Source organism: Pirellulales bacterium (assembly GCA_035546535.1).
Classification (GTDB): Bacteria; Planctomycetota; Planctomycetia; order Pirellulales; family JACPPG01; genus JACPPG01.
This window is the reverse complement of sequence record DASZWQ010000035.1, coordinates 1-21,448: the sequence shown is the minus strand read 5'-3', so window position 1 is coordinate 21,448 and position 21,448 is coordinate 1. Positions and strand designations below refer to the sequence as shown.

The window sequence follows — 21,448 nt, the reverse complement described above, 5'->3', positions numbered from 1 at the left end:
ACATCCTGGCTCGTTATGGTATGACTCACCCTTGAACGCATGGCTCCCTCCTTGGAAGTGACCTGCTGGACACAAGTCATGTACAAGAGGAGCCTTGCGTTCACCTATATCAATCCGCCAAACTTGGCACTACTGTCATTCGGCGGCGCTACGGCTCGATGAGCCGGTTCCTGGCCGCCCATCGGACCAAGCTCGCTGTCCCGGAGCATCCTGTCTTTTCATATAGCCGCGTGCGATGTGTTTCCACCGTCGTGTGACAAATATTCAGCGCGTTGGAGATTTCCGAACCGCTCATTCCTTCGCAGATCAGTTGGAGCACGTCGCGCTCGCGCTTCGTAATATTGAACTGCGAGAATGACCGACGCAGCGTCGCCACGACCATTTGTTCCACCGGCTCGATGATGACCGTCGTTTCATCGGGGTGCCACGGCGCGTCAGGAAGCACGATGTGGAACTCGCGTTTTTCGCCCAAAGCGCTCGCAATCGCGAATTCTTGTTTGAGAAGCGTCGAGGTGTCCAAATCCTCGACGAGCTCCCAAACCTTTCGAGCTTCAAGGCGACCTGCAAGACGCTTGATGATCCCCGGATCGTACGACCAGCGGACCACCCCGCTGTGGTTAGCAACCAAGATAAGCATTCTTCCCTCGCGCGAAGCGCTATGCCACGCCCAACGATATTCTACTCATCGATTGAGGCGCGCTCTCCTTAATTTCTACGAGGGTGCATGCCTTATCGCTCCTGTAACTTCCCCTCCTTTTGCAATGGCCCCTCTGAGGCGCCTGCCGGATAGTTAAATCAGGGGCGGTGCGTGACGGTTCTCCAAGCGACGGCCATTTTTCGGGCCAAAAAGGTGGAAAACATGTCTTTCATTCGGCAGGGAACGCATGCGTACGCCGTCTTGACGGCGACGCTTCTGCTGGCGGCGAACCACTCGTGTTTTGCGCAAGTGGGCGGCGCCGCCCACCTGGCGGGAATGCGGTCCGGGGACGAGATCAAGGCGCCACGGACGCGCGACAACTCTCGTCCCAAAGCCATGCTGGGTGCCATCCTGGTGGATCACTCCGGTGCGGTCGTCATATCGGAACTATACATCGGTGGACCGGCTGAGAGAGCAGGGCTTCGCACCGGAGATCGAATCGTGGCCCTTGCCGGTCACCCAGTGAACGTCAGAGCGCAGGTTGCGGACATCCTGAAACAATACCGGCCGGCCGATCAGGTCGACTTACTCGTATCTCGCCGCGAATGGGAACGCCGCGTCTTGGTCACGCTTGCCGGCACGCAACAGATTGCGTCCTTGCCGCGGGGATCGATCCAGGCGACGGCGACCGGCCCTTCGCCGCTGAGGAACCGCGTGCCGAATGGATACGGCAATTTGCACTGGGCCGAAGGGGAAAGCGTATGGAATGTCTACGACGTCAACCGGCGGGCGCTGTATACGGCATTTGATTAGGGACGGTATGTGCCCGGAAGCCCCGGAGTGGTTCTACACGTTTAGCGAGGACTACGATATTTTCGTTTCGAATACCATATTTGCGGGCGAGGCTGGCGACTTGCATGGAAAGGCGAAGGCTTGAAGCTGCCTTGGGCAATGCGATCGCTCTCGCGAATCCGGCAGACACGCAGCCGTCGCGCCCTAAGCCTTCAAACATAGGATACTCGTCCACCCTGACGATAAGCGGCTTCGATCGGTGATCCCGGCTGGCGGAACGAGAGCGGGTAAACCACGGCGAGGGGCACAAGTGAGTACGTCGATGTCAACTACATTCTTTTCAAACTTCTGGCTCTGGGAGGATCGCCGCTGTGCTTGGCTGAAACGGACGAGGAAGCAACCTCGACAAGCGACGCGCGAACAGGCTCAGACCGATCTGGAAATCATGGGACTGATCTGCTGTAACCGCGATCGCCGGGCGCCGCGCGATGACCTGGCATTGTTCGGCATGATGTCCGACACGAGCGTACCGCGTGATCCGTGGGATGAGTTGGAGCGATTTGCCCTTCGGCTCCTCTAAACTCAGCCATGCGGCGCCGATGAGGGAGTATCCGGTCAGGAGGTTTTTCGTCCTCGGTTTGCATCCGGGATATTCGATGCGGTCGGAGCGCGGGAGCGCCTGAAGAGCGTTGCGAAGGCGGCGCCGAAGTTCGGCGTGGAGCGAGAGGTCGCAAAACCCGTCGCGCCGCTCTGGCCGCAACAGGGCTATCGCACGGCCTGCATCGGCAAATGGCATCCCGGCTGGGACTGGCCCGCGACTGACGGCCCGCATGCCGAAAGCGTGATGCCTTTCGTTCCCCGGCAGCTCGAAGCCCCCGTCTCGAATGCTCGGTGGCCGCTGCAGGTAGGACTGTCATCGCACTCCTGCTATCACTGCTCGCATTGACGGGTTTTGCTCCTGTTGGTAAAGTCCGCGGGTTTTTCACGGACACCCTGTTCGATGCTTTCCGGCAACAAGGACTCGAAAATGGGCAAGGCGCGCTTTGCAACCCTCGCGACGATGCTGACCTTGGCATGGTCGATTGTGCTGTGGGCCGACACGTCAAGCGCCGAAACGCGCGTCATGTTCGACATGCCCGACTCGATCGAGTGCCGCGACGTGACTCCCGAAAAGTGCGCCGCTGCGCATCCGAACCTGAAAGCCATCGAAGGCAAGTTCCGTCTGTCGGCCCGCATCACGCGCGGTTCCGAAACCGACGTGGTCGATTTTCTCTACATGCTGATCAGCCCCAGCCTGCGGCTGAAGATCCACGATTATCTGCCAAACACCACGCTGGAGAGTGCTCTGTCAGGGGACAATATCGAAGTTGCCGAGACCACCGAGAATACGACGGGCAATACGCAGGACGCCCACATCGGCTACAAGATTTTCAATCTGGGGGCCTCGCGGAATCAAACGGCGAAAACGACCGAGCAGAATCATTACAAGCAAATCGTCCCCAAGGCCCTCGTGCTGGCCAGCGGCACCACCAATCGCGAACACGGCGTGTTCTTCAAGCTGCGCCCTTCCAATGGTCAATCGCTGGAAGGGGCCAAGGAGTTCACGTTCCTGGCGATCGTGCCCAAGTCGTGGCGCGGCGACTGGTGTACCATTACCTGCGCGGCCCGCGCTCAGAAAAAGTCGTTTTTGCCGACCTCGGTGACATTGGCCGGCATCGAGCAAGCGCACATCGGGCTGTATCTGTCGGGCGACCGCGAGGCGAATGCCCTGGCCGAGCAGCTCTGCCAGATTCAGGAAACGAATTCGGCCCTCTTGGACAAAGAGCTGAAGCAAGAGGCGGGACGACTGTTGGAATCGATGCACGACGCCACCGCGGCTTCGCCGCAGGAAGATTTCGACAACTGGCTGCATTCGATCTTCCGCAGCAAGGGTGCTTCGGACGAAATCGAACATGTGAAGAAATCGATGACCGACGTGCAAGATCAGCTCAGCCGACTGGCGGGCTCGGACGGTGGCCCCGGCGAAGACGCGAAGCCGGGTGCCGCCACGGCGATCCGCGCCAGTTTCGACGGCATCTTGAAGTAATTTCCACCGCCGTTACAAGTGCGTCTTCACGGCGCCGGCCTGCACCACCGCCGCGCTCGCGCCGATGCGGGAGGCGTGAATGGCCCGATCGCGCCCCTCGGCCTTCGCCTGATACAGTGCGACGTCGGCCTCGTGAATCAGTTCCATGAACGAATCGCCCCGGCAAGGCGTGGCCGTGGCAATGCCGATGCTGATCGTCACGAACGGGCCTTTGGTCGGATCGGGATAGGGAATCTCGATCGCCCGCACCCGCTGATGGATCATGGCCATCACGTAGCGCGCCTGATGCTCGTCGGTATCCGAGAGGATCACGGCGAATTCCTCGCCGCCGAAGCGGGCGGCAAAGTCGCCCGGCCGGTGTACGCCCGATTGAATCGCAAAAGCAATCGACCGCAACACGTCGTCGCCGGCCAGATGTCCGAAATTGTCGTTGTACTGCTTGAACCAGTCGACATCGATGAGCGCCACCGAGATGGGCATGCCGGCGCGCTCGTGCCGCTTCCATTCGCGCTCCATCGTCCAGTCGAAACTGCGCCGGTTGGCGATGCCCGTCAGCGCGTCGAGCGATGATTGCGCCTCGAGCCGGCTATTCGCTTCGTGCAGGGTCCGACGAACGTTCAGCTCGAACCGCGTCAGCACGTGTACCAGCACATACACGCACGTGATCAGGCCGGCCAGCGCCAGAAACTGCAACAAGCGAGTGGCGAAGGGGGTGAGCGTATTCGGGCATGGAAAGCCGAAATGATCAGCTACGGCGAAGCCGGTAACGGCCAGGATACTGGCCAGTGTCCAGAAGACGCCTGATCGCAGCCCGCACATGTACACGGCGCAAATCGGCAGCGAGGCAAACCAGGTCAAGGTCGGCGAAGGCGCGGACATGCCGCCTTGTACGTAGACGAGCGCGGTATACGTCAACCAGCCGGCCCAGCACAGCACATTGCCGCACAACGTTGGCGAAAGTCCACGCTGCAAGGCAATCAACGCAGCCGGCAAGACGATGCCGACCATCACGAGTACGATGACACTCGGCGTGGAACCGAGCAGCGCATAGATCGGGGCGAAGATCACGACCCAGAAGAACATTGCCAGATCGAAGGCGACGATGCGCCCCGCCTGACGCAGCGTCTCAGGATCGCGCCAACGATCAATAGGGAACAATCGTTCCCAAATCACGCGCAGCTTTTGATGTGCGGTGACGCCCATTCCCAGCAGCTTTTAACTAGAGCATGCTCACAGATGCCTTCGCTATTGAAAAGCTAGCTCGGAACTGCACCTTCGGTGCGGATGCCGTTGCTGATATTTTCCGCTTGGACGCTTACCCGGGGGGGGAGAAAGGCCGCGCAACCCGAAAACACGTTCCCCAAGGCCCGGTTGAAGTCGACACTCAACCTGTGAAAGGGGGGGGCGCCGCGGTGCCTCGCCGAACACCGAGCACGTACAGAAAAGCGCGCGACCTGAATTCGATTACCCGTGCGGCTTGGCCAGGGCGTTCGTCAAAGCTTCGACGAAGAAGAAGTCGCCCCACATCACGGATTCGTCGACGCCCAGGTTTTTCGACGTGTGATAGACGCCGTGCTGCAAGATCCCCTCCCAACCTGGCGTGCCCTCGGCAAGGTACGCCGGCCCTGCCAATTGTTCGAGCATGGCAAGCGCGGTCAGGCGATAAGCGGTGGCGCGATTGTCAGAGGTCGTCTGCTGCGCCAAATGCAATAATCCGCTCGCGGCAATAGCGGCGGCCGAACTGTCTTTCTGGCGCCCCCAGGGCAAGGGCTGCGTGAGATCGGCGCGGAAATCCCACCAGGGGATGCCGTCGGTCGGCAGCCGGGCGATCCAGAAGGCGGCATTGCGTTCGGCGACTTCGAGGAATTCCGGCAACTTCGTCAATTCGTAGACCTGGCTGAAGCCGTACAGGCTCCAGGCCAGCCCACGTGCCCAGGCGCTGTCAGGGCGCCATCCCTGATGGGTCGACTCGCGGAGGAATTTCCCCGTTTCGAGGTCAAAGATGCCCTCGTGCGCGGTCGAACCGTCGGAGCGCACGATCGTATCGCGCGTGGTCCGAGAATGGGCAAGGCCGATGTTCAGCAATTGCTGGTCGTCGGCCGTCTGCGCCGCATAGATGATGAGCGGCACGTTCATCATGATGTCGATGAACAAGCTCTCGGGAGCCACGAAGGAGCGCAGATACTTGCCGCGCTCCATATAGCGCGTCGCCAGTGTGCGGCCGGCCTGCACCAGAACGTCGCGCAGCTGCGGTTCACCCGTCAACTCATACCAGGGCCGGTACGTGTTGAGAAAAATGAAGCCCAGGTCGTGAACGTTTTGATCGTACTGGCGGTGGGTCAGTAATTGCGAATAATGCTCGGCGCGGGCCCGCCAGACGGGATCACGGTTCTGGGCGTAAAAGCGCCACATCATGCCCGCGAAAAACCCGCCGGTCCAATCGGTCCACAATTCGCCCGAATGGTGCCACCGCCCGTCAACCGTGTAGATGGGAAAATAATCGGGCGAGCGCGCGACGGTCTGCGCGACCTGCGCTTGCGAGAATATCAGAGCCTGCTCGAAGCGCTCTCGCAAATCCGGCGGCAAGGGAGGAGGAGTGAAAGCCACGGGCGCTATTCTGGATTCCAACATGGTCCGACGGCTCAAAGGTGAATCAGCCTATCGCGTATCGTGCAATCATTCAACGCTTCGAGTGCCGTGTGCGGCCACAGCAGGAAATAAACCGCCGGACGCCTGGCATCCGGCGGCGCTGGATTTGGAACCGCGTTCGGTTAGATAAGCGAACTTCATCAAGTAGCCGGGGGTGCTGGAACAGTCGGAATGGCCGGCGCCGAGGGAGCCTCGCCCTTCACGACCGACAGCAACTGCTTGGCCACCTCGTCATGCGGCTGCAGCTCGATCGTCTTTTTCAATTCGCGCTCAGCTTGCGCGGGATAGCCCAGGTAGTTGTAGTGGAAGCCGAGCAGGAAGCGCAGCGCTGGGTCGTCTGGCTTTGCGTTCCGGGCACTTTCCAAGGAACGCAACTGCGTCGTGTAGTTCGTTATGTTCGGATACAGATCGGTGTAGTTCTTTACGACCACTCCCCAATGATCGGCGGGCAAAAGCGACATGGCCACTTGCGTCGCGCCGGCCGCCTCGGGGTAGTTTCCGTAGGCAAACAGAGCTTGCGCGTACAGCATGCCAAGCGTGCCGTTTTGCGGATCATCGACCAGGGCGTGCTTCCAGTCGTAGACGGCCTCAGAGTAGTTGCCGGCCTTGAAAGCCGCTTCGCCGCGATCGGCATAGGTTTGCGATTCGACTGGGTTCGTCGTGGCTACCGCGAGCGCGTTGTCGGTTGTCACGGGGTAATCGGCATAGTAGTTCCCGTACCCACCATAGCCGCCGTACCCACCATAGCCACCATACCCATAACCACCGTAGCCACCATAGCCCAGCCCATAACCTAGCCCATAGCCGAGGCCATATCCGAAGAAGGGGAATCCGAAGAACGGCCAAAAGCCGAAGCCGCGGCCGAATCCTCCGTAGCCGCCATAGCCGAGGCCACGCCCATAACCGTAGCCAAGTCCGCGCCCGTAGCCATAACCTCCAAAGCCACGATTGAAGCTGTTAATGCCCCCGCCGCGGTTGTTCACGAAATTCGTCGTGCGGTTGAACGAGTTGCCGTTACCAAAGCCATTGCCGTGGCGACCGATGAACGAATTCGAATTGCCGGACATACCGCGCCCAAACGAGCCATTGGCGAAATGGTTGGCACCACCGTTTACAGAGTGTCGGGCGAGGAACGAATTCTGCGAACGTCCTGCGCCGCCCGCGGTACGTGCCATGCCGCCGGTTCGCCCGACGTTGCCCATGCCACCGCGCGACATGCCGCCGGCGCCGCGGCCTCCGGCGTAACTGCCGCGCGCGACTGACCCGCCGCGGTAGGCGCTCCCACCCCGGTAAGCGCCGCCGCCACGATATCCTCCGCCGCCACGGTAACCACCACCACCGCCGCGATGGCCGCCACCGCCGTGAAATCCGCCGCCATGGCCGCCGCCGTGACCTCCTCCCCCGTGGCCACCGCCGCCATGCCCACCGCCACCCCGGGCGAACGCAACGCTAGGAACACAAAGCATGGCCAACGACAAAGCGACGGCCAACGAGCGCAAAACGCGAAGTGGGGAGTACATGGTCCACCCTTTCCCTAATCGAGGCTTCTCTGCCAAAGGCGGCTACGTTCTTTCTACGAAATCGCAGCCCCCTCCCGCATTAGCTGGCAAATTACTTTCCAGCAACCTGGTGTCGCAAAAGGCGTTCCATCCGCGCTAGGGGCGCGTCGGCAACCAGAATCGCGCGAATCGGCGTTCGAAATGACACCGCTGGACGTGCGGATTTAGTCCAGGGTTGCCGATTTCCGTGCAACCGCCGCGAACCGGCTACTCACCCACCGCCCAGAAGGAGCGCCCTATTGGCTGTACGGGCGCCTTGCTATTGCCAATCCCACATATGGCAATCGTCGCGGAAGACGGCGACAGCGGCGCGCTGCATGGCCTTGAGCACCAGCAATTCCGATCCCCATGCATCGCCCGTTTGGGCATGGATCTGGTACATCGCCTCGCAGAATCCCAAGGTGTCACGGGCGCGGGCGATCCGCTCGTCGCGATTGGAGGGCGGAAAGAAGCTGAATCGGCTAGGCATGGGAGTCTCTCCCCGCGTCGGCGTGCGTCCCGAGGCCGCTATCCCCTGTTTGTCATCGGATTTCCCCGACGACAGTTCGTCCCGGTGCTTTGCACGCGGGCCGATCCCCCGGGTCACAAGATATACGAGCATGGTCAGGAAACGGATTTGCCCGGGCTTCCCCCGTTCCGACGACACCATGTCGCTGCCGCGGGAATCCAAAACCTGACGAGCTGCCAGATTCCTGCAGTTTTTCATTGACCCTGTTATGGGGCCAGCTTATTATCGCGGCACCAAGGCGGAGCCATTGCTTTCCGCCCCCCTGAACGCCCCTGGAACACCTGCTCGTGACTTCTGAATAGCCTCCTGCCGTTCTTCATGACGGCGATTCGGATTTTCACAAGCTACTTCTTCGCCAGGGTTCAGCACCGCGTCCGATCAAGCGCGATCCACCACGTTCGCTGTGCTGAGTGTCCTGCAGGTCAAACACAGGACCCTTGCGGACGAATCTTCCATAAAAAACAAAGGGGCATTTCATGGGCTGCGTCTGGGCTGTGCTTCTTCGTAAGACACGAATCCTTCTAACGTCATTCGGATTCCACAGTGCGTTTCTGCTTTGCGCTATGGAGTCGATAGCGTTCTCGGACACCTCAGTGCAAGCGATCGCTCTCTCCGGCGCCAATGCACCCGGCACATCGAACGGCATAACTTTTGCGCAGTTTCCGCCCGCCCCATTCACCCCGATCGGCGTTCCTCCTTCGATCAACGCGCAAGGGCACGTCGACTTCTATGGCACGCTGATCGGGCAAGGCGTCTTTTCCGGACTCAACGACCAAGGTCTGTGGTCCGGCACGCCGGGCAACGTGTCGCTCGTAGCGCGCATCGACAACTCGCACTTTACCCCGGCCGTGACCTTCAGTTCGTTTGCGCCGACGAACGCGTCTACGCCGCTGCCGCTGATGCCCGTGCCGATCAATGCCAACAATCAATTGGCGTTCGACGCCTTTTCAACCGGGACAGGCATATCGATTTTCAACGACGAAGGGCTATGGACCGGCACCGCCACGAACATTTCGAAGTTCGCGGCCGAAGGGGGCCAGGTTCCCGGTCAGGCGCCGGGCGTTCAGTACTCGCAAAGCACCGTATCGTCGTTTGGATCGCCCTATCTTAATGACGCCGGTCACGTGGCTTATATGACGTCAATGACGCTGGTGGGTACGGCGCTGTTGGCCGGGGATCCCTCCGCGCCGCAAGTAGTCGCTCAGCTCGGTCAGCAGGCTCCGGGCGTTGGCCCCGGCATTACCTTTGCGCCTCAGGCGACATTCGGCTCGCAGCCCATTACCTTTTCTCCCGTCGCTTTCGGTGCGAACGATCAAGTGACGTTCACGGCCGGTCTGCAGGGGCCGGGTGTAAACTTCGCGTTTGGTGGCATTTGGTCGGGAACGCCTGGTAACATCAATCTGGTAGCACGTATCGGTGACCAGGCGCCGGGCATGGCCAGCGGCGTCACGTTGCAAAGCCAAACTTTTGGCACTCCGTTCGCGAATATCGACGCTAATGGCGCCGGCCAGGTGGTCTTTGCCAGCGATGCGGTCAATCAATCGCTAAGTTCCACGGGATCGGGCCTCTGGACCGGCACTGCGGGGCACGTGTCGCTGGTCGCGGCAGGCGGCGCGCAAGCTCCGGGAATGCCCAACGGAACCAATTTCAGTCTCGATGCGTTCTCGAATTATCCCACGAATTCCGCGCTCATTGGCCCGTTAGTGAATGCCCAAGGCCAAGTGGCGTTCTCCGCGTATGTCGACAAGCCGGGTAGCCCGATACCGATGCATTCCGGCGGCGGGATATGGGCCGGCTTGCCTGGACACTTGAACCTGATTGCACAAATCGGCCAACAGGCACCCGTCGCACCGCTTTCGAACCTGACGTTCATGAGCTTTTCACCGAACTTGCCCACTCCTTACCCAACGTTGGCGATGAATGATGCAGGCCAGGTGGCGTTTACGGCCACGCTGAGTGACAACTCGACCGGCATATTTGGCACCGATCGCGCCGGTCAATTGCGCGAGATCGTTCGCCCCGGCGATACGATCCAGGTCGCACCCGGTGACTTTCGCACCGTGCTTGGCATCTCGTTCTTGGGCGGTAGCGGCAACGCCGACGGCCGGCCCGACGGACTTAGCGACAATGGCCAGGTCGCCTTTTGGGCGGTCTACAGCGGCGGTGGCTCGGGGATCTTCGTTTCCAACGCCCTGGCCGTGCCAGAACCGAGCTCCCTGTTGCTCGTGGCGACAGGAGCACTGGGACTATTGATCGCTGCGCGGCGCCGGAGGTCCAAGTAAGACACTTACGCGTTTGCTGCACGGCGTGTCGCACGCCGCCGCTATCTGCCGGGCGTCGGTCGGATCAACTGGGGAGACGGGGCGGCCAATAACCCTATGAGACTTGCCTTTTGCAGGAACAAGGTTTGAATCTGCTGGTCGGTTAGTGTGCCTCCTTGAAACTGCGACGAGGCTTGCAGAAATCTCGTCGTCTGCAGCGCATTCTGCAACGCGCTGGCCTGTTGCAAAGGCGATTGCACAGGGCTGCCCACCCGGACGTTGCTTTGCTGGAGAAGCGTTGTTTGATTCAACGCCGTTTGCAGGGCGCTAACCTGCGGCTGGAAATTGAGTGTTTGCATGACCCCCGTCTCTTGGCCGGAAACATTCTGTTGCAGGGCGTCGAAGAGCAATATGTTTGTTTGTTGTACCGCCAACTGAATTGCCACCTGCTGTTGCTGATAGGCGTTCTGCCGCTGCAGCGTCGCGATCCGCTGCTGAAAACTCGCGTATTGGGCGGCAGCGTCCGTGGCGGAGACGTGAGCCATTAACGCGGACGTTAACAGGACAAACAAACGTTGCGGAATTTTGCGACCCACGAAAGCACCTCGTCATCGACTCTTGGGCTGTGGCTGAGGAGATACCACCGTCCCCTCGGCCAACATGTCGCCAGGGTGAAGCACCACGGTTTCGCCGCCGCTCAGGCCATTTACTACTTCTAGTTCTGACCCGTGGTCCCGACCTAGCTGTACCTGGCGATATTGCACCTTGTTGTTCGCGTCCAAGACGGCCACCTCTTCTTGACCATCGGCGCTGATCGCCAGTGCTGCGCTGGGAATCAAGACGGTCGGCACGTCGCGGTTGGCGGAAAACTTCACCAGCAGGTACATGCCGGGCCGCAGGGCGTCGTCCGCATTGGGCACGTCGATCTGGGTCAGCAGGGTGCGGGTATTCGGATCGAGCGCATTGGCCGTCCGCGTCACCTTTCCCGGGAACGATTTTGAAGGTTGTTCGGGGCGGACGACCTCGGCCGTCTCGCCGACTGTGATGCTCGTCGAAAACGTCTGGGGGACATCGACGAAGACACGCAGCGGATCGGTCTGCATCAGGTGAAACAACTCTCGCGTGGCGCTCGGATTATCCGCCGTGACGAGCGTACCGGGATCCACGTTGCGCGCGGTTATCACGCCGGCAAAGGGAGCGACGATCTTCTCGAAGCCCTGCAGATCGGTGTAAAGTTGCACCATGGCCTGGTTCACGGCGATGCTCGCTTGCGCCGAGACCACGCTGGCCTTGCTCGTCAGAACGCTCGCCCGCTGCTCGTCGATCAACAGTTGGGCAACGGACCCTGTCGCCGATTTCTCGGTGGAGAGATAACGCGAAAGAATTGTCTCGGCCAGGTTGGCGTTTGCCTCATTGAGTTGAAGCGTGGCCCGCGACTGTTCCAAGTTGGCTTTCGCCTGGGCAAGTTGATCGTCCAGGTCCGGAGCGGCGATGGTTGCAATCAGCTGCCCCTCGGTCACGCGGTCGCCAATGTCGACGAGCCACTCCTTCAGGTAGCCATTGGTGCGCGCATACAGCGCCGTCTCGCGATACGCCTGGCTGTTGCCCGGCAGCGTCTGCTTGACGACCTTCGGGGAGGTACGGGCAGTTACGACAAAGACGCGCGGCACGCTATTGGCTACATCGGTCGCCGCTTCCTGCAAATGCTTCTGCTGCCTGAGACGCGGCACCGTGGCAGCGATCGCTAGTACCGCCAGGACCGAGGCGACCAGGCCGACACCGCATACGACCCAGATCGTCGACATTTTCTTACGAGGCGAGGGCGCTTGCGAAGTGGCGGTCTCCACTCCCGGAGCCGCCCGATCCCGCACCGCATGTTCGTCGCGAGGCTCAGGCGCGATCATGGGGCATCCTTTCCGCCGCTACGCGGCTCGAGAGGATCGTGAACGTCGGCAGCTTGAGCGCCTACAGCCTCTGACTGCGGCCTTTCGCGGTGCAGCAAACTGTACGCCAGAGGGACAAATACGAGCGTAAAGACGGTCGCCAGCAACAGACCGCCGATTACCGCGCGCCCCAGCGGCGCATTTTGCTCTCCCCCCTCGCCGAGCCCCAGCGACATTGGCAACATGCCAATCGTCATGGCCAACGCCGTCATTAGCACCGGGCGCAGTCGGATGCCGGCGGCGGAGTACGCCGCGTCGACCGCATTATATCCCTCCTGGCGCAGATCGTTGGCAAACGTGATCAGCAGGATGCTGTTGGACATCGCCACGCCGATGCACATGATCGTGCCCATCAATGCGGGTACGCTTACCGTGGTTTGCGTCACAAATAGCATCCATACGATGCCCGCCAAGGCTCCCGGTAGCGCCGTGAGAATGATGAAGGGATCGAGCCAGCTCTGAAAGTTGACGACCATCAAGAAATAGACCAGCAGCACGGCGAACAACATTCCGAGGGCCAGGCCGCGGAACGAACTCGTCATGCTTTGCACCTGTCCTCGGATAGCGAAGGTGCTGCCACGCGGCAGGTCGTCCTTGAGCGAGGCGACCACTCGCCGTACGTCGGCGGCAACTCCTCCCAGATCCTTGCCTTGAACGTCCGCATAAACCTCGTAGACAGGCTGCACGTTGTAATGACTGATGACCGCGTCCGAGACAGTGCGGCGCATTTGCGCCAAATTACTGAGAAGCTGTGGTGGCGGCTGCAATGCCTGGCCGCGTAATTGCTGGCCTGGCGCGCCGGTTCCAGGCCCGCCGGGCAGTAACGGTGCAAGATTGCCTTGCGGTGAGGTCGCAGGCGTGCTTGTGATTCCATTCACGATCGGCGTATTCGTCAGATCGTCGACCGTGCGAACCTTATAGGGGGGCGTCTGCACTGCCAAAACATAATTGACCCGGTTCACGGGGTTCACCCAAAAATTGGGCGTTACCTGGCTTGTGCCGCTCAGCGATACCAGAACGCTGCCCGTCGCGTTCTGTTGCGTCAGCCCCAGCTCCGAGGCCATGACGCGATCGACATCCAGGCGCAGTGTCGGGTAGTCCGTGATCTGATGAATATGAACGTCCACAATGCCCGGAATGCTCTTCATCTTGTCGCGCAGCTTTTTTGCGACAACGAGGTTCTCGGGCCGCTTGACGCCGACGACTTGCACCGCGATGGGCGCCGGCAAGCCGAAGTCGAGAATCTGGCTGGTGATATCCGCCGCTTCGAAATTGAACGTGCAGTCAGGAAATCGTTTCGGCAGTTCTTCTCGCAAGCGAGCGACATACGCCGGCGTGGGATGGTGATCAGGCTTCAGAGAGACAAGGATCTCGCCGTCGCTGTTGGTGACGGTGCCGTTGTCGATGTACGCCCTGGTGGTAAAGGATGGCGTCAACCCCATGTTGTCGATGATCAGGTCGAGCTCCTCGCGGGGCACAATCTCGCGAATCACGTTCTCGACGGCGCCGAAGACCTGCTCGGTAACCTCCACGCGAGTGCCCGACGGGGCGCGGACGTGCAGCCGAAACTGCCCTGCGTCGACCGATGGAAAGAAGTCCTCGCCAAGATGCGGCCCTAGCAAGAGCACCGAGGAAAGCGCGAAAGCTAAGAGCGCCGTCGCGGATAAGATCCGATGGTCCAACACCCAGGCAAGCAGCGATTGATAGCCAGCGCGAAAACGATCGAACACGGCATCAAAGCGCTCGTGAAATCGCCACAACGGCCCGGCGTCGCGCTTCGCCTGTTCGTCCCCTGTATACAACGGGACCTCCTTGGGAAGCATGTATTGCACCATGGTGGGGACCAACGTGCGCGACAGCAGATACGACGTGAGCATCGCGAACACGACCGCCAGCGCGAGCGGATAGAACAGCGAAGCCGCCGGCCCGCTCAGAAACACGACGGGCACAAACACGATGCAGATCGACAGCGTCGCCACGAAGGCGGGCGTGGCAATCTGTGACGCGGCGTCGAGGATGGCCTGCTGAATCGGCTTGTTCGCGCCGAAATTGCGATGTGTGTTTTCAAGCTCTACCGTGGCATCGTCGACAAGAATGCCGACCGCCAAGGCGAGTCCCCCCAAGGTCATCGTGTTCAGCGACTGGCCCAACGCCTCGAGCACCACGAGCGAAGCCAGGATCGACAACGGGATGGACGTGGCCACGATCACCGTACTGCGCCAGGAACCAAGAAACAGCAGGATCATGAGCGCCGTCAGCCCCGCCGCGATCGCTCCCTCGCGCAGTACGCCTTCGACAGCGGCGCGAACGAAGACCGACTGGTCGAAAAGAAATTCCATTTTCAATTCTGGCGGCATTTGCGCCTGAATACTGGGCATGACCTCGCGAACCCGGCGAACGACCTCCAAAGTCGAGGCGCCTTCCCCCTTGAGGATCGTCATCAGCACGGCGCGCCGCCCATCGCGACGAACGACGTTCGTCTGCACCTGGTAGCCCATGTGCACCTGGGCGACGTCTTTGATGTAGACAGGCACGCCGTTGACCGACTTGACGGGCATCTCATTGAACGCGGCCACGATTTCCGGACTGCTATTCAACCGCACGTAGTATTCGCGGTCTCCGATCTTGGCATCGCCCGAGGGCACGATGAGATTCTGGCTGTTGATGGCCGTTTGAACGTCGGCCGGCGATAAGCCGCGGCCGTACAGTTCATCCGGATCGATATCGACCATCACCTGCGGCCATTTTCCACCCCACGGCTGCGGCACGCGCGCTCCCTGCACGGTGCCCAACCGCTGGATGATGAAATTCGAGGCGTAGTCGAAAATCTCTTGCTCCGTCAGCGTGTCACTGCTGACGGCAATCTGAATAATCGGCACGCTCGTCGCGCTGTATTGCACGATGTACGGCGGGGTAATGCCCGTCGGCATGACCTTGAGTATCGCCTGGCTGGTCGCCGTGACCTGGGCCACGGCCGATTCGATCTTGGCGCCCGGGTAGAAATAAATGCGAATGACGCCGACCCCGAGCAGCGACTGGCTCTCGATGCGTTCGATGTCATTGACCGAAGTCGTCAACACGCGCTCGTTGACAAGGATGATCCGCTCCTCGATCTCGTCGGCCGGCATTCCGGTGAACTGCCAGACGATGGACACGACCGGAATGTCGATTTCCGGAAAGATGTCCGTCGGCATGCGATAGATGCTGACCGCGCCCAGCACGGTGATCAGCATCGCCATGACGACGAAGGTATACGGCCTTCGGAGCGCGAGCTGTACGATCCACATGGTTCGACCTGCCCCGCTGGTTCGGTGGGCGCCAGGCGCCCCGGCCGAAGGAAAACTTCAGCCGCAGACAACTTGTGCCCCGTTATCACTCCCCATAGGTTCGCGAGGGGCACGCGATCAGCCACGGCATGCGTACCATCGACTACCCATATGATTCGACGGGAGGGATCGAGTAGCAAGGGCACCGGGAATCGGTTTCTGGCTGACTTGCGCGATCAAAGGTCGCCGTAACGGCCCTGTATTTCAGGATCTGCGGCGGACTGCTGTCGACCGTCGTTGAGGCATAAATGAATTCCGCAACGGACATCGGAAAGTCCGTTACCTGCGGTCGCACGCGATGTCACGAACCGCACGCTCTGACTCGTCAGTTGGGCCATGGCATGAGTGCAAACGCCACCTCCGGGGCCAACACGGGCGTGAGCCACGTTGAGTCTGGTAATTCACGCGGCGCGGGCATTGCTCAGGCGCCTGGAAAGCCTACCGCATTGAATCGGAGGCCGGAGGTCGTTATATCTGATCGGATATAACGGAACCGTCAAGGACCATGTGCCCTGCATCCGCATCTACAATCGAGGAAATCGCACTCATGTTCGACCAACATCAAGTTTTGTTGAAGACCCTCTGCGCATCCCTGGCCGTTGCATCCGCATTGCTGGCCCTGGGACGATGCTCAACCGCGACTGCGGCCGAGAAGGTGTTGCTGGCCGAAGGACTGAACAATCCTGAGTCAGCCGTGGTTGGTGAAGATGGCCGGATTTATGTCACGATCACGGGCAAGCCCGATTCGAAAGACGACGGCCAAGTGGTCGTCATCGAGGATGGGAAAGCGACCGTGATCGCCGAGGGGATGAACGATCCTCGTGGTATTGACCACCGCGGTAAGGAACTCTTCGTGGCCGATAAGTTGAAGGTCTGGCGTATTGACGAGAATGCCCAGGCCAGCGTGTACGTCGATACGGACGCGTTCCCGGTCAAGCCGCGGTTTCTTAACGACGTCGAAGTCGGTCCCGATGGAGATGTTTACATTTCCGATTCCGGCTCGTTTACCGGAAACGGCGTGATTTTTCGAATCGGTCCGAAAAAAGAAGTGACCGTGGTCTGCGACACAAAAACCGCTCCGGCCATCAAGGGACCGAACGGCTTGCTGGCCGACGGCAAGGATCACTTGCTGCTGGCGGATGTGTCGACCGGCAAGCTCTTCCGCGTCGAGATTGCAACCGGCAAGGTCGAGGAAATCGCCGCCGGGCTCGGTGGTGGTGATGGCGTCGCGCGCGACACCAAGGGACGCATCTACGTCGGCGATGTGCGTGGCGGGAAAGTGTTTCGCGTCGATGCGGTGGGATCGGCCCCGGTCTTGGTTGCAGACGGGTTCAAGTCCGCGGCCGACATTGCTCTTGATGCCCAGGGGCGCATCCTGGTTCCCGATTCCCGGGCAGGAACTCTCACGGCGCTCGTTCCAAGCGAATGAGATTCGGATTTGCATTGGTCGGTGGCGTACAGTCTCATAGGGTCGCCACCGAGCCACGACGATTGGGACTTACGAGGTACGCTAAGATGACTGTGGAACACGCGTCGAATCACCGGGCCCCCAGGTTTTCGGTTTCGTTGTGCATGGCTATCTGCCTGGCATTGCCGGCCGCGGTGGGATTATCTCGCGCCGAAGAGACCGACGCACCGATAACGCTGGAAAATGTCGGTAGCCCCGGCAAGAACGATCCCGACGAGCCTTTGGCGACCGAGTTTTCCAGTGCCAAAGCGGCCCGCTATCTGGACACAGCGTCGGTCGGGTGGCAGAAGACCTTCGGCTGCATGACCTGCCATACGAATTACCTGTATCTCATGTCGCGTCCCAGCGTATCGAGTGAGGTACCCGCGCATCAGATCGTTCGCGAGTACGCCGAGAAGCTCGTTTCGGATCGTTGGCCGACCAAAGGACCGCGCTGGGATGCCGAGGTAGTCATGACCGCGGCGATGCTTGCCGGCAACGACGCCCAAACAACCGGCAAGCTTCATCCGCTCACTAAGGAGGCGCTAGATCGCATCTGGACGGTGCAGCGTGAGGATGGTGGGTTCGATTGGTATAAGGTGTGCCATTGGCCACCGTACGAGGATGATGACTATTTCGGCGCCACGATGGCCGCATTGGGTGTCGGCATCGCTCCCGATGATTACGCCAAAACGCCTGCCGCTCAGGCCGGCGTGAAGAAGCTGCAAACCTATTTCGGCGCCAATCCCGCGCCGTCCTTGCATCATCGCGCACTACTTGCGTGGGCAGGAACTTACCTGCCCGAGTTGATGGACAAGAAACAACAGCAAGAATGCGTAGACGCGTTGCTCGCGCTGCAACATGCTGACGGTGGGTGGGGAATCGCCCAACTCGGAGAGTGGGAGCGTCGCGATAAGTCGCCGCAGGATAAGGAAACCAGTGACGGCTATGGGACTGGCTTTGTCGTCTTCATTGCTCGTCGCGCCGGCATTCCCGCGAGCGACCCCAGATTGGTTCGCGGAGTCGAGTGGTTGAAGACGCATCAGCGTGAAAGCGGCCGCTGGTTCACGCGATCGCTATTCTGCGACCGGGCTCATTACATCAGTAATGCAGGAACGTCCTTCGCTTTGATGGCCCTGCATGAGTGCGATTCGCTCGAACCGCACGCGGAAGGTCCATAGGTCGACACAGGCCACCTCACAGGTGTAGGTGGGCGCCGCATGCTATCGCTTGGGGCTATACCGACTGCTTGAGCAGTTCCGCGCGCAGGGGCATCGATCGGACGCGAATACCGATCGCGTGAAAGACGGCGTTGGCGATGGCCGGTGCCACGGCTATGACGGGAGTTTCGCCGGCCCCGGCGCTCGGCAGGTCGCGCCGGTTAACCAGTATCGTATCGATTGTCGGCAAATCGTCCATTCGCGGCACAAGATAATCCGCGAAGCTGCCGTTGCGAATCTTGCCATCGGCAAACTCGATGCGCTCGCGCAGCGCCGCGCCCAGACCCATGACGATGCCGCCTTCGACCTGGGACCGCAGATTGTCTGGATTCTGAACGGCCCCGCAATCGAACGCCTGGCAGATATGATTCACTTTGACGGTGCCTGTGCGCCGATCAATCTGCACTTCGACGCAGGCGGCCACGTACGAACCCTTTTCGGTGCCGCAGGCCAGTCCTATGCCAACGTCCGCCGTGTGCTTGGCGCAGCGAGCGGCCCAGGCGAACTTGTCGGTGGCGGCCACGAGCACGTCGCGCAGCCGCCCCTGGGGCAGATGCTGCAAACGAAAGTGGAGCGGATCGACATTTGTCGCTGCGGCCAACTCATCCATAAAGCATTCACGCGCGAAAGTATTGGCCGTGGCGGCCAGCGCGCGATACGAGCCTACGCGCAACGGTCCATCGCAGGCGATGAACTGCGTGCGGACATTTGGTACGTCGTACGGCGTCTCCAGGGCCGAGCCGCCGGCGTGATAATTCGTGAACTTCCAGACGTGTAGATTTCCTTGCTCGGTCAGTCCCCCGGCGACTTCGATCAGAGCGGCCGGACGGAAGTAAGCCCAAGTGAACTCTTCGGCACGCGTCCAGCGCAGCGAAACGGGCTTGCCGCATCCCTTGGCGAGGCGCGCCGCTTCCAGCGCGCATTCGCCGGTATGCTTTCCGCCAAACGCCCCACCGGTGTCGGGCACGATAACCCGTACCTGATCGGCCGACAGCTTAAAGGCCTCCATCAATTCGCCACGCACGCGCATGGGATTCTGCGTGCCGGTCCAGACAGTCAACTTCCCGTCGTGCCACTGCGCCACGGCAGCGCGCGGTTCCAAAGGAGCGTGCTGGATGTACGCGACGTCGTACGCAGCGGTCAGCGTTTTGTGGGAATCGGCCAGGCCTTGGTCGACCATGCCCTTCGACGTGCCGCCGCGACCCGGGCCGCGACCAGAAGTCGCCTGGGAAGAAGCCGCATGCTGTTTCAAATAGTCGAAAATGTTCTCGCTCGTTGGCTGTTTCGCCGGGTCCGCCAGTTCCCACTGGGCGCTTGCCGATAGTTCATCGGTTGCTTTTGCGGCCAGCCAGGAGCTGTTGGCTGCGCAGCCGACGAACTCGCCGTCGCGAACGACCGTAACTCCTGGCATGGCGCGGGCGCGCGACAGATCGATCGACTTCAAGCTGGCCCCGTAAGCAGGCCTCCGCAGCACGCGCCCATACAACATGTCCGGCAGCACAATGTCGGACGGATAGCGATGCGCGCCTGTGACGATATTCTGCAAATCCGCCTTCGCTGCCGGCTTGCCAAGAACCTGCCAATCGTCGGGCGCAGTCAGCGCGGCACCAGCGCTCGTGGTGCTCGCCAGCTTGGCTTTCAACGCCTGATCTTGGGCCAGCTCGGCATAAGTTATCGAACGATTCGATTGCGGCGAGAGAATGCGACCGTCTTTCACGCTGAGCGCGCTTGCATCCGCTTGCAGCTTTTCGGCGGCCAGCTCGAGAAGTATCTGCCGTGCCACCGCGGCCGCCGTTCGCACGCTCGGCACGGTCCTGGGCGTTGTTCCGCTGCCCGACGTGCCGCCGTCATTGGGACATTGCTCAGTGTCGCCCATTTCGATACGTACACTTTCGACCGGCAGCCGCAATTCTTCGGCCGCGGCCTGACGCAGCTGCGTTCGGGCGCCCTGCCCCACCTCGACCTTGCCGGTCAAGACGGTAACCGCGCCATCGATGCCAATAACGATGCGGCTCCCAACCGTGGCCGCGCCTCCGCCACCGTTGAAACCGCCGCGCCGTTGCGGCACCTGCGCCATCCCCCTGCGCGCGGAAATCGCGATCAACATCCCCGCCCCGAAAACTTCGACGAACGTGCGGCGGCTGTGCGAAAAGTCGTAGCCAGGTCCTACGACGAGTTCGAATCGTTCGTCTTCGACGGGCTCATCGGTTATCAAGTCGCGCTTCATGAGTTGCGGTCTCCTTGCGCCAGCAGCTCCGCCGCGCGCTCGACGGCCGCGCGCAAGTCTGGGTAGTTGCAGCAGCGGCAGAGATTGCCACGCATCCCCTCGACGATTTGCTCTCGCGACGCTTGTGGCGTCTCCTTGAGCAATCCGACGGCATTCATGATCTGCCCGGGCACGCAGTAGCCACACTGCGCGGCGCCGCAATCGACAAAGGCCTGCTGCACCGGATGGAGCTTGCCGTCTTTGGCAAGACCCTCGATGGTCACAATCGTGCGTCCATCCGCTCTCGCGATCGGCGTCATGCACGAGCGCGTGGCGACCCCATCGATGAGGACGGTGCAAGCGCCGCATTCTCCCTCGCCGCAACCGTATTTCGCGCCGGTCAGGGATAGCTCTTCGCGCAGCACATCCAAAAGAGGCCGACTTGCATCGGTCGTGATCTGAGTGGGCTGCGCGTTCACGGTGAAGTGAAATATCGCATCCATTGTTGCCCTCAACGGTTCAGGGCCTGGCGAGATAGCCGCTCAATGATTATGGCGACTCCCGGCGTGTCGTGCTACGAGTTTGCCCGTGGCATGCAGGGAAGATTGTGACGACCGCCGACAGGGCAGATGCGCCGTTCGGTGCTCATTCCACTATCTTCTTGCGCAGGCCAGCGGTCGACCGAAGCGGTGTCGCGCGGGTCGGCGCCGTGAATCGCGGCCAGGACCAGTCCGCAGTCGTCAACATTGCGGCAAATCGGTCCGATCTTATCGAGCGACCAACAGAGTTGCATGCAGCCATGTCGGCTTACCCG

General features: G+C 60.8%; 17 protein-coding genes. 6 read left to right on the top strand and 11 right to left on the bottom strand.

Features of this window, described 5'->3' with window-relative positions; all coding sequences use genetic code 11:
- Positions 1–148: 148 nt before the first annotated feature.
- A complete protein-coding gene (locus VHD36_04475) occupies positions 149–637 on the bottom strand; it encodes a LuxR C-terminal-related transcriptional regulator (protein HVU86550.1) in 489 nt (162 codons plus the stop codon).
- 222 nt (positions 638–859) lie between these two features.
- Between VHD36_04475 and VHD36_04470 the strand changes: the two genes are divergently transcribed.
- From VHD36_04470 to VHD36_04460, 3 genes are all read left to right on the top strand, one after another.
- A complete protein-coding gene (locus VHD36_04470; GenBank protein HVU86549.1) occupies positions 860–1,450 on the top strand; it encodes a PDZ domain-containing protein in 591 nt (196 codons plus the stop codon).
- Between the two features lie 301 nt (positions 1,451–1,751).
- Complete coding sequence (locus tag VHD36_04465; protein ID HVU86548.1) at positions 1,752–2,009, top strand: hypothetical protein; 258 nt, start codon at positions 1,752–1,754, stop codon at positions 2,007–2,009.
- A gap of 420 nt (positions 2,010–2,429) precedes the next feature.
- On the top strand, positions 2,430–3,515 hold the full coding sequence (locus VHD36_04460; protein HVU86547.1) for a hypothetical protein: 1,086 nt from the start codon (positions 2,430–2,432) through the stop codon (positions 3,513–3,515).
- A gap of 12 nt (positions 3,516–3,527) precedes the next feature.
- On the opposite strand, the gene VHD36_04455 is transcribed toward VHD36_04460, so the two are convergent.
- From VHD36_04455 to VHD36_04440, 4 genes are all read right to left on the bottom strand, one after another.
- Positions 3,528–4,718, bottom strand: a complete 1,191-nt coding sequence (locus tag VHD36_04455; GenBank protein HVU86546.1) for a diguanylate cyclase — start codon at positions 4,716–4,718, stop codon at positions 3,528–3,530.
- Positions 4,719–4,979: 261 nt separating this feature from the next.
- Entirely contained in the window at positions 4,980–6,122 is a 1,143-nt protein-coding gene (locus VHD36_04450; protein HVU86545.1) for a glycoside hydrolase family 88 protein, read from the bottom strand.
- Positions 6,123–6,304: 182 nt separating this feature from the next.
- Positions 6,305–7,684 (bottom strand): hypothetical protein, encoded by a 1,380-nt coding sequence (locus VHD36_04445; protein HVU86544.1) that lies wholly within the window; start codon positions 7,682–7,684, stop codon positions 6,305–6,307.
- A 298-nt stretch (positions 7,685–7,982) separates the two neighbouring features.
- On the bottom strand, positions 7,983–8,192 hold the full coding sequence (locus VHD36_04440; protein ID HVU86543.1) for a hypothetical protein: 210 nt from the start codon (positions 8,190–8,192) through the stop codon (positions 7,983–7,985).
- Positions 8,193–8,824: 632 nt separating this feature from the next.
- Between VHD36_04440 and VHD36_04435 the strand changes: the two genes are divergently transcribed.
- A complete protein-coding gene (locus VHD36_04435) occupies positions 8,825–10,513 on the top strand; it encodes a PEP-CTERM sorting domain-containing protein (protein ID HVU86542.1) in 1,689 nt (562 codons plus the stop codon).
- A 41-nt stretch (positions 10,514–10,554) separates the two neighbouring features.
- On the opposite strand, the gene VHD36_04430 is transcribed toward VHD36_04435, so the two are convergent.
- The 3 genes from VHD36_04430 to VHD36_04420 are packed head-to-tail and all read right to left on the bottom strand — an operon-like array spanning position 10,555 to position 15,722.
- The gene (locus VHD36_04430; protein ID HVU86541.1) at positions 10,555–11,088 is read right to left on the bottom strand and encodes a hypothetical protein; all 534 of its coding nucleotides are present in this window, start codon (positions 11,086–11,088) and stop codon (positions 10,555–10,557) included.
- 12 nt (positions 11,089–11,100) lie between these two features.
- Entirely contained in the window at positions 11,101–12,396 is a 1,296-nt protein-coding gene (locus VHD36_04425; GenBank protein HVU86540.1) for an efflux RND transporter periplasmic adaptor subunit, read from the bottom strand.
- A complete protein-coding gene (locus VHD36_04420) occupies positions 12,393–15,722 on the bottom strand; it encodes an efflux RND transporter permease subunit (GenBank protein HVU86539.1) in 3,330 nt (1,109 codons plus the stop codon). Before VHD36_04420 ends, VHD36_04425 begins: the two co-directional genes overlap by 4 nt.
- A gap of 586 nt (positions 15,723–16,308) precedes the next feature.
- On the opposite strand from VHD36_04420, the gene VHD36_04415 reads away from it, so the two are divergent.
- Both VHD36_04415 and VHD36_04410 read left to right on the top strand, forming a co-directional pair.
- Positions 16,309–17,190: an SMP-30/gluconolactonase/LRE family protein gene (locus VHD36_04415; protein ID HVU86538.1), complete on the top strand. Its 882-nt coding sequence runs from the start codon at positions 16,309–16,311 to the stop codon at positions 17,188–17,190.
- Positions 17,191–17,333: 143 nt separating this feature from the next.
- Positions 17,334–18,389 carry a prenyltransferase/squalene oxidase repeat-containing protein gene (locus VHD36_04410; protein ID HVU86537.1) on the top strand — a complete coding sequence of 352 codons (1,056 nt, stop codon included), beginning with the start codon at positions 17,334–17,336 and terminating at the stop codon, positions 18,387–18,389.
- A 55-nt stretch (positions 18,390–18,444) separates the two neighbouring features.
- Here the strand turns inward: VHD36_04410 and VHD36_04405 are convergent, their stop codons facing one another.
- From VHD36_04405 to VHD36_04395, 3 genes are all read right to left on the bottom strand, one after another.
- Positions 18,445–20,655: a molybdopterin cofactor-binding domain-containing protein gene (locus VHD36_04405; GenBank protein HVU86536.1), complete on the bottom strand. Its 2,211-nt coding sequence runs from the start codon at positions 20,653–20,655 to the stop codon at positions 18,445–18,447.
- Complete coding sequence (locus VHD36_04400) at positions 20,652–21,137, bottom strand: (2Fe-2S)-binding protein (GenBank protein ID HVU86535.1); 486 nt, start codon at positions 21,135–21,137, stop codon at positions 20,652–20,654. The genes VHD36_04405 and VHD36_04400 overlap by 4 nt, the downstream gene beginning before the upstream one ends.
- A gap of 71 nt (positions 21,138–21,208) precedes the next feature.
- On the bottom strand, positions 21,209–21,448 hold a 240-nt coding region (locus VHD36_04395; protein HVU86534.1), incomplete at its 5' end, for an amidase family protein.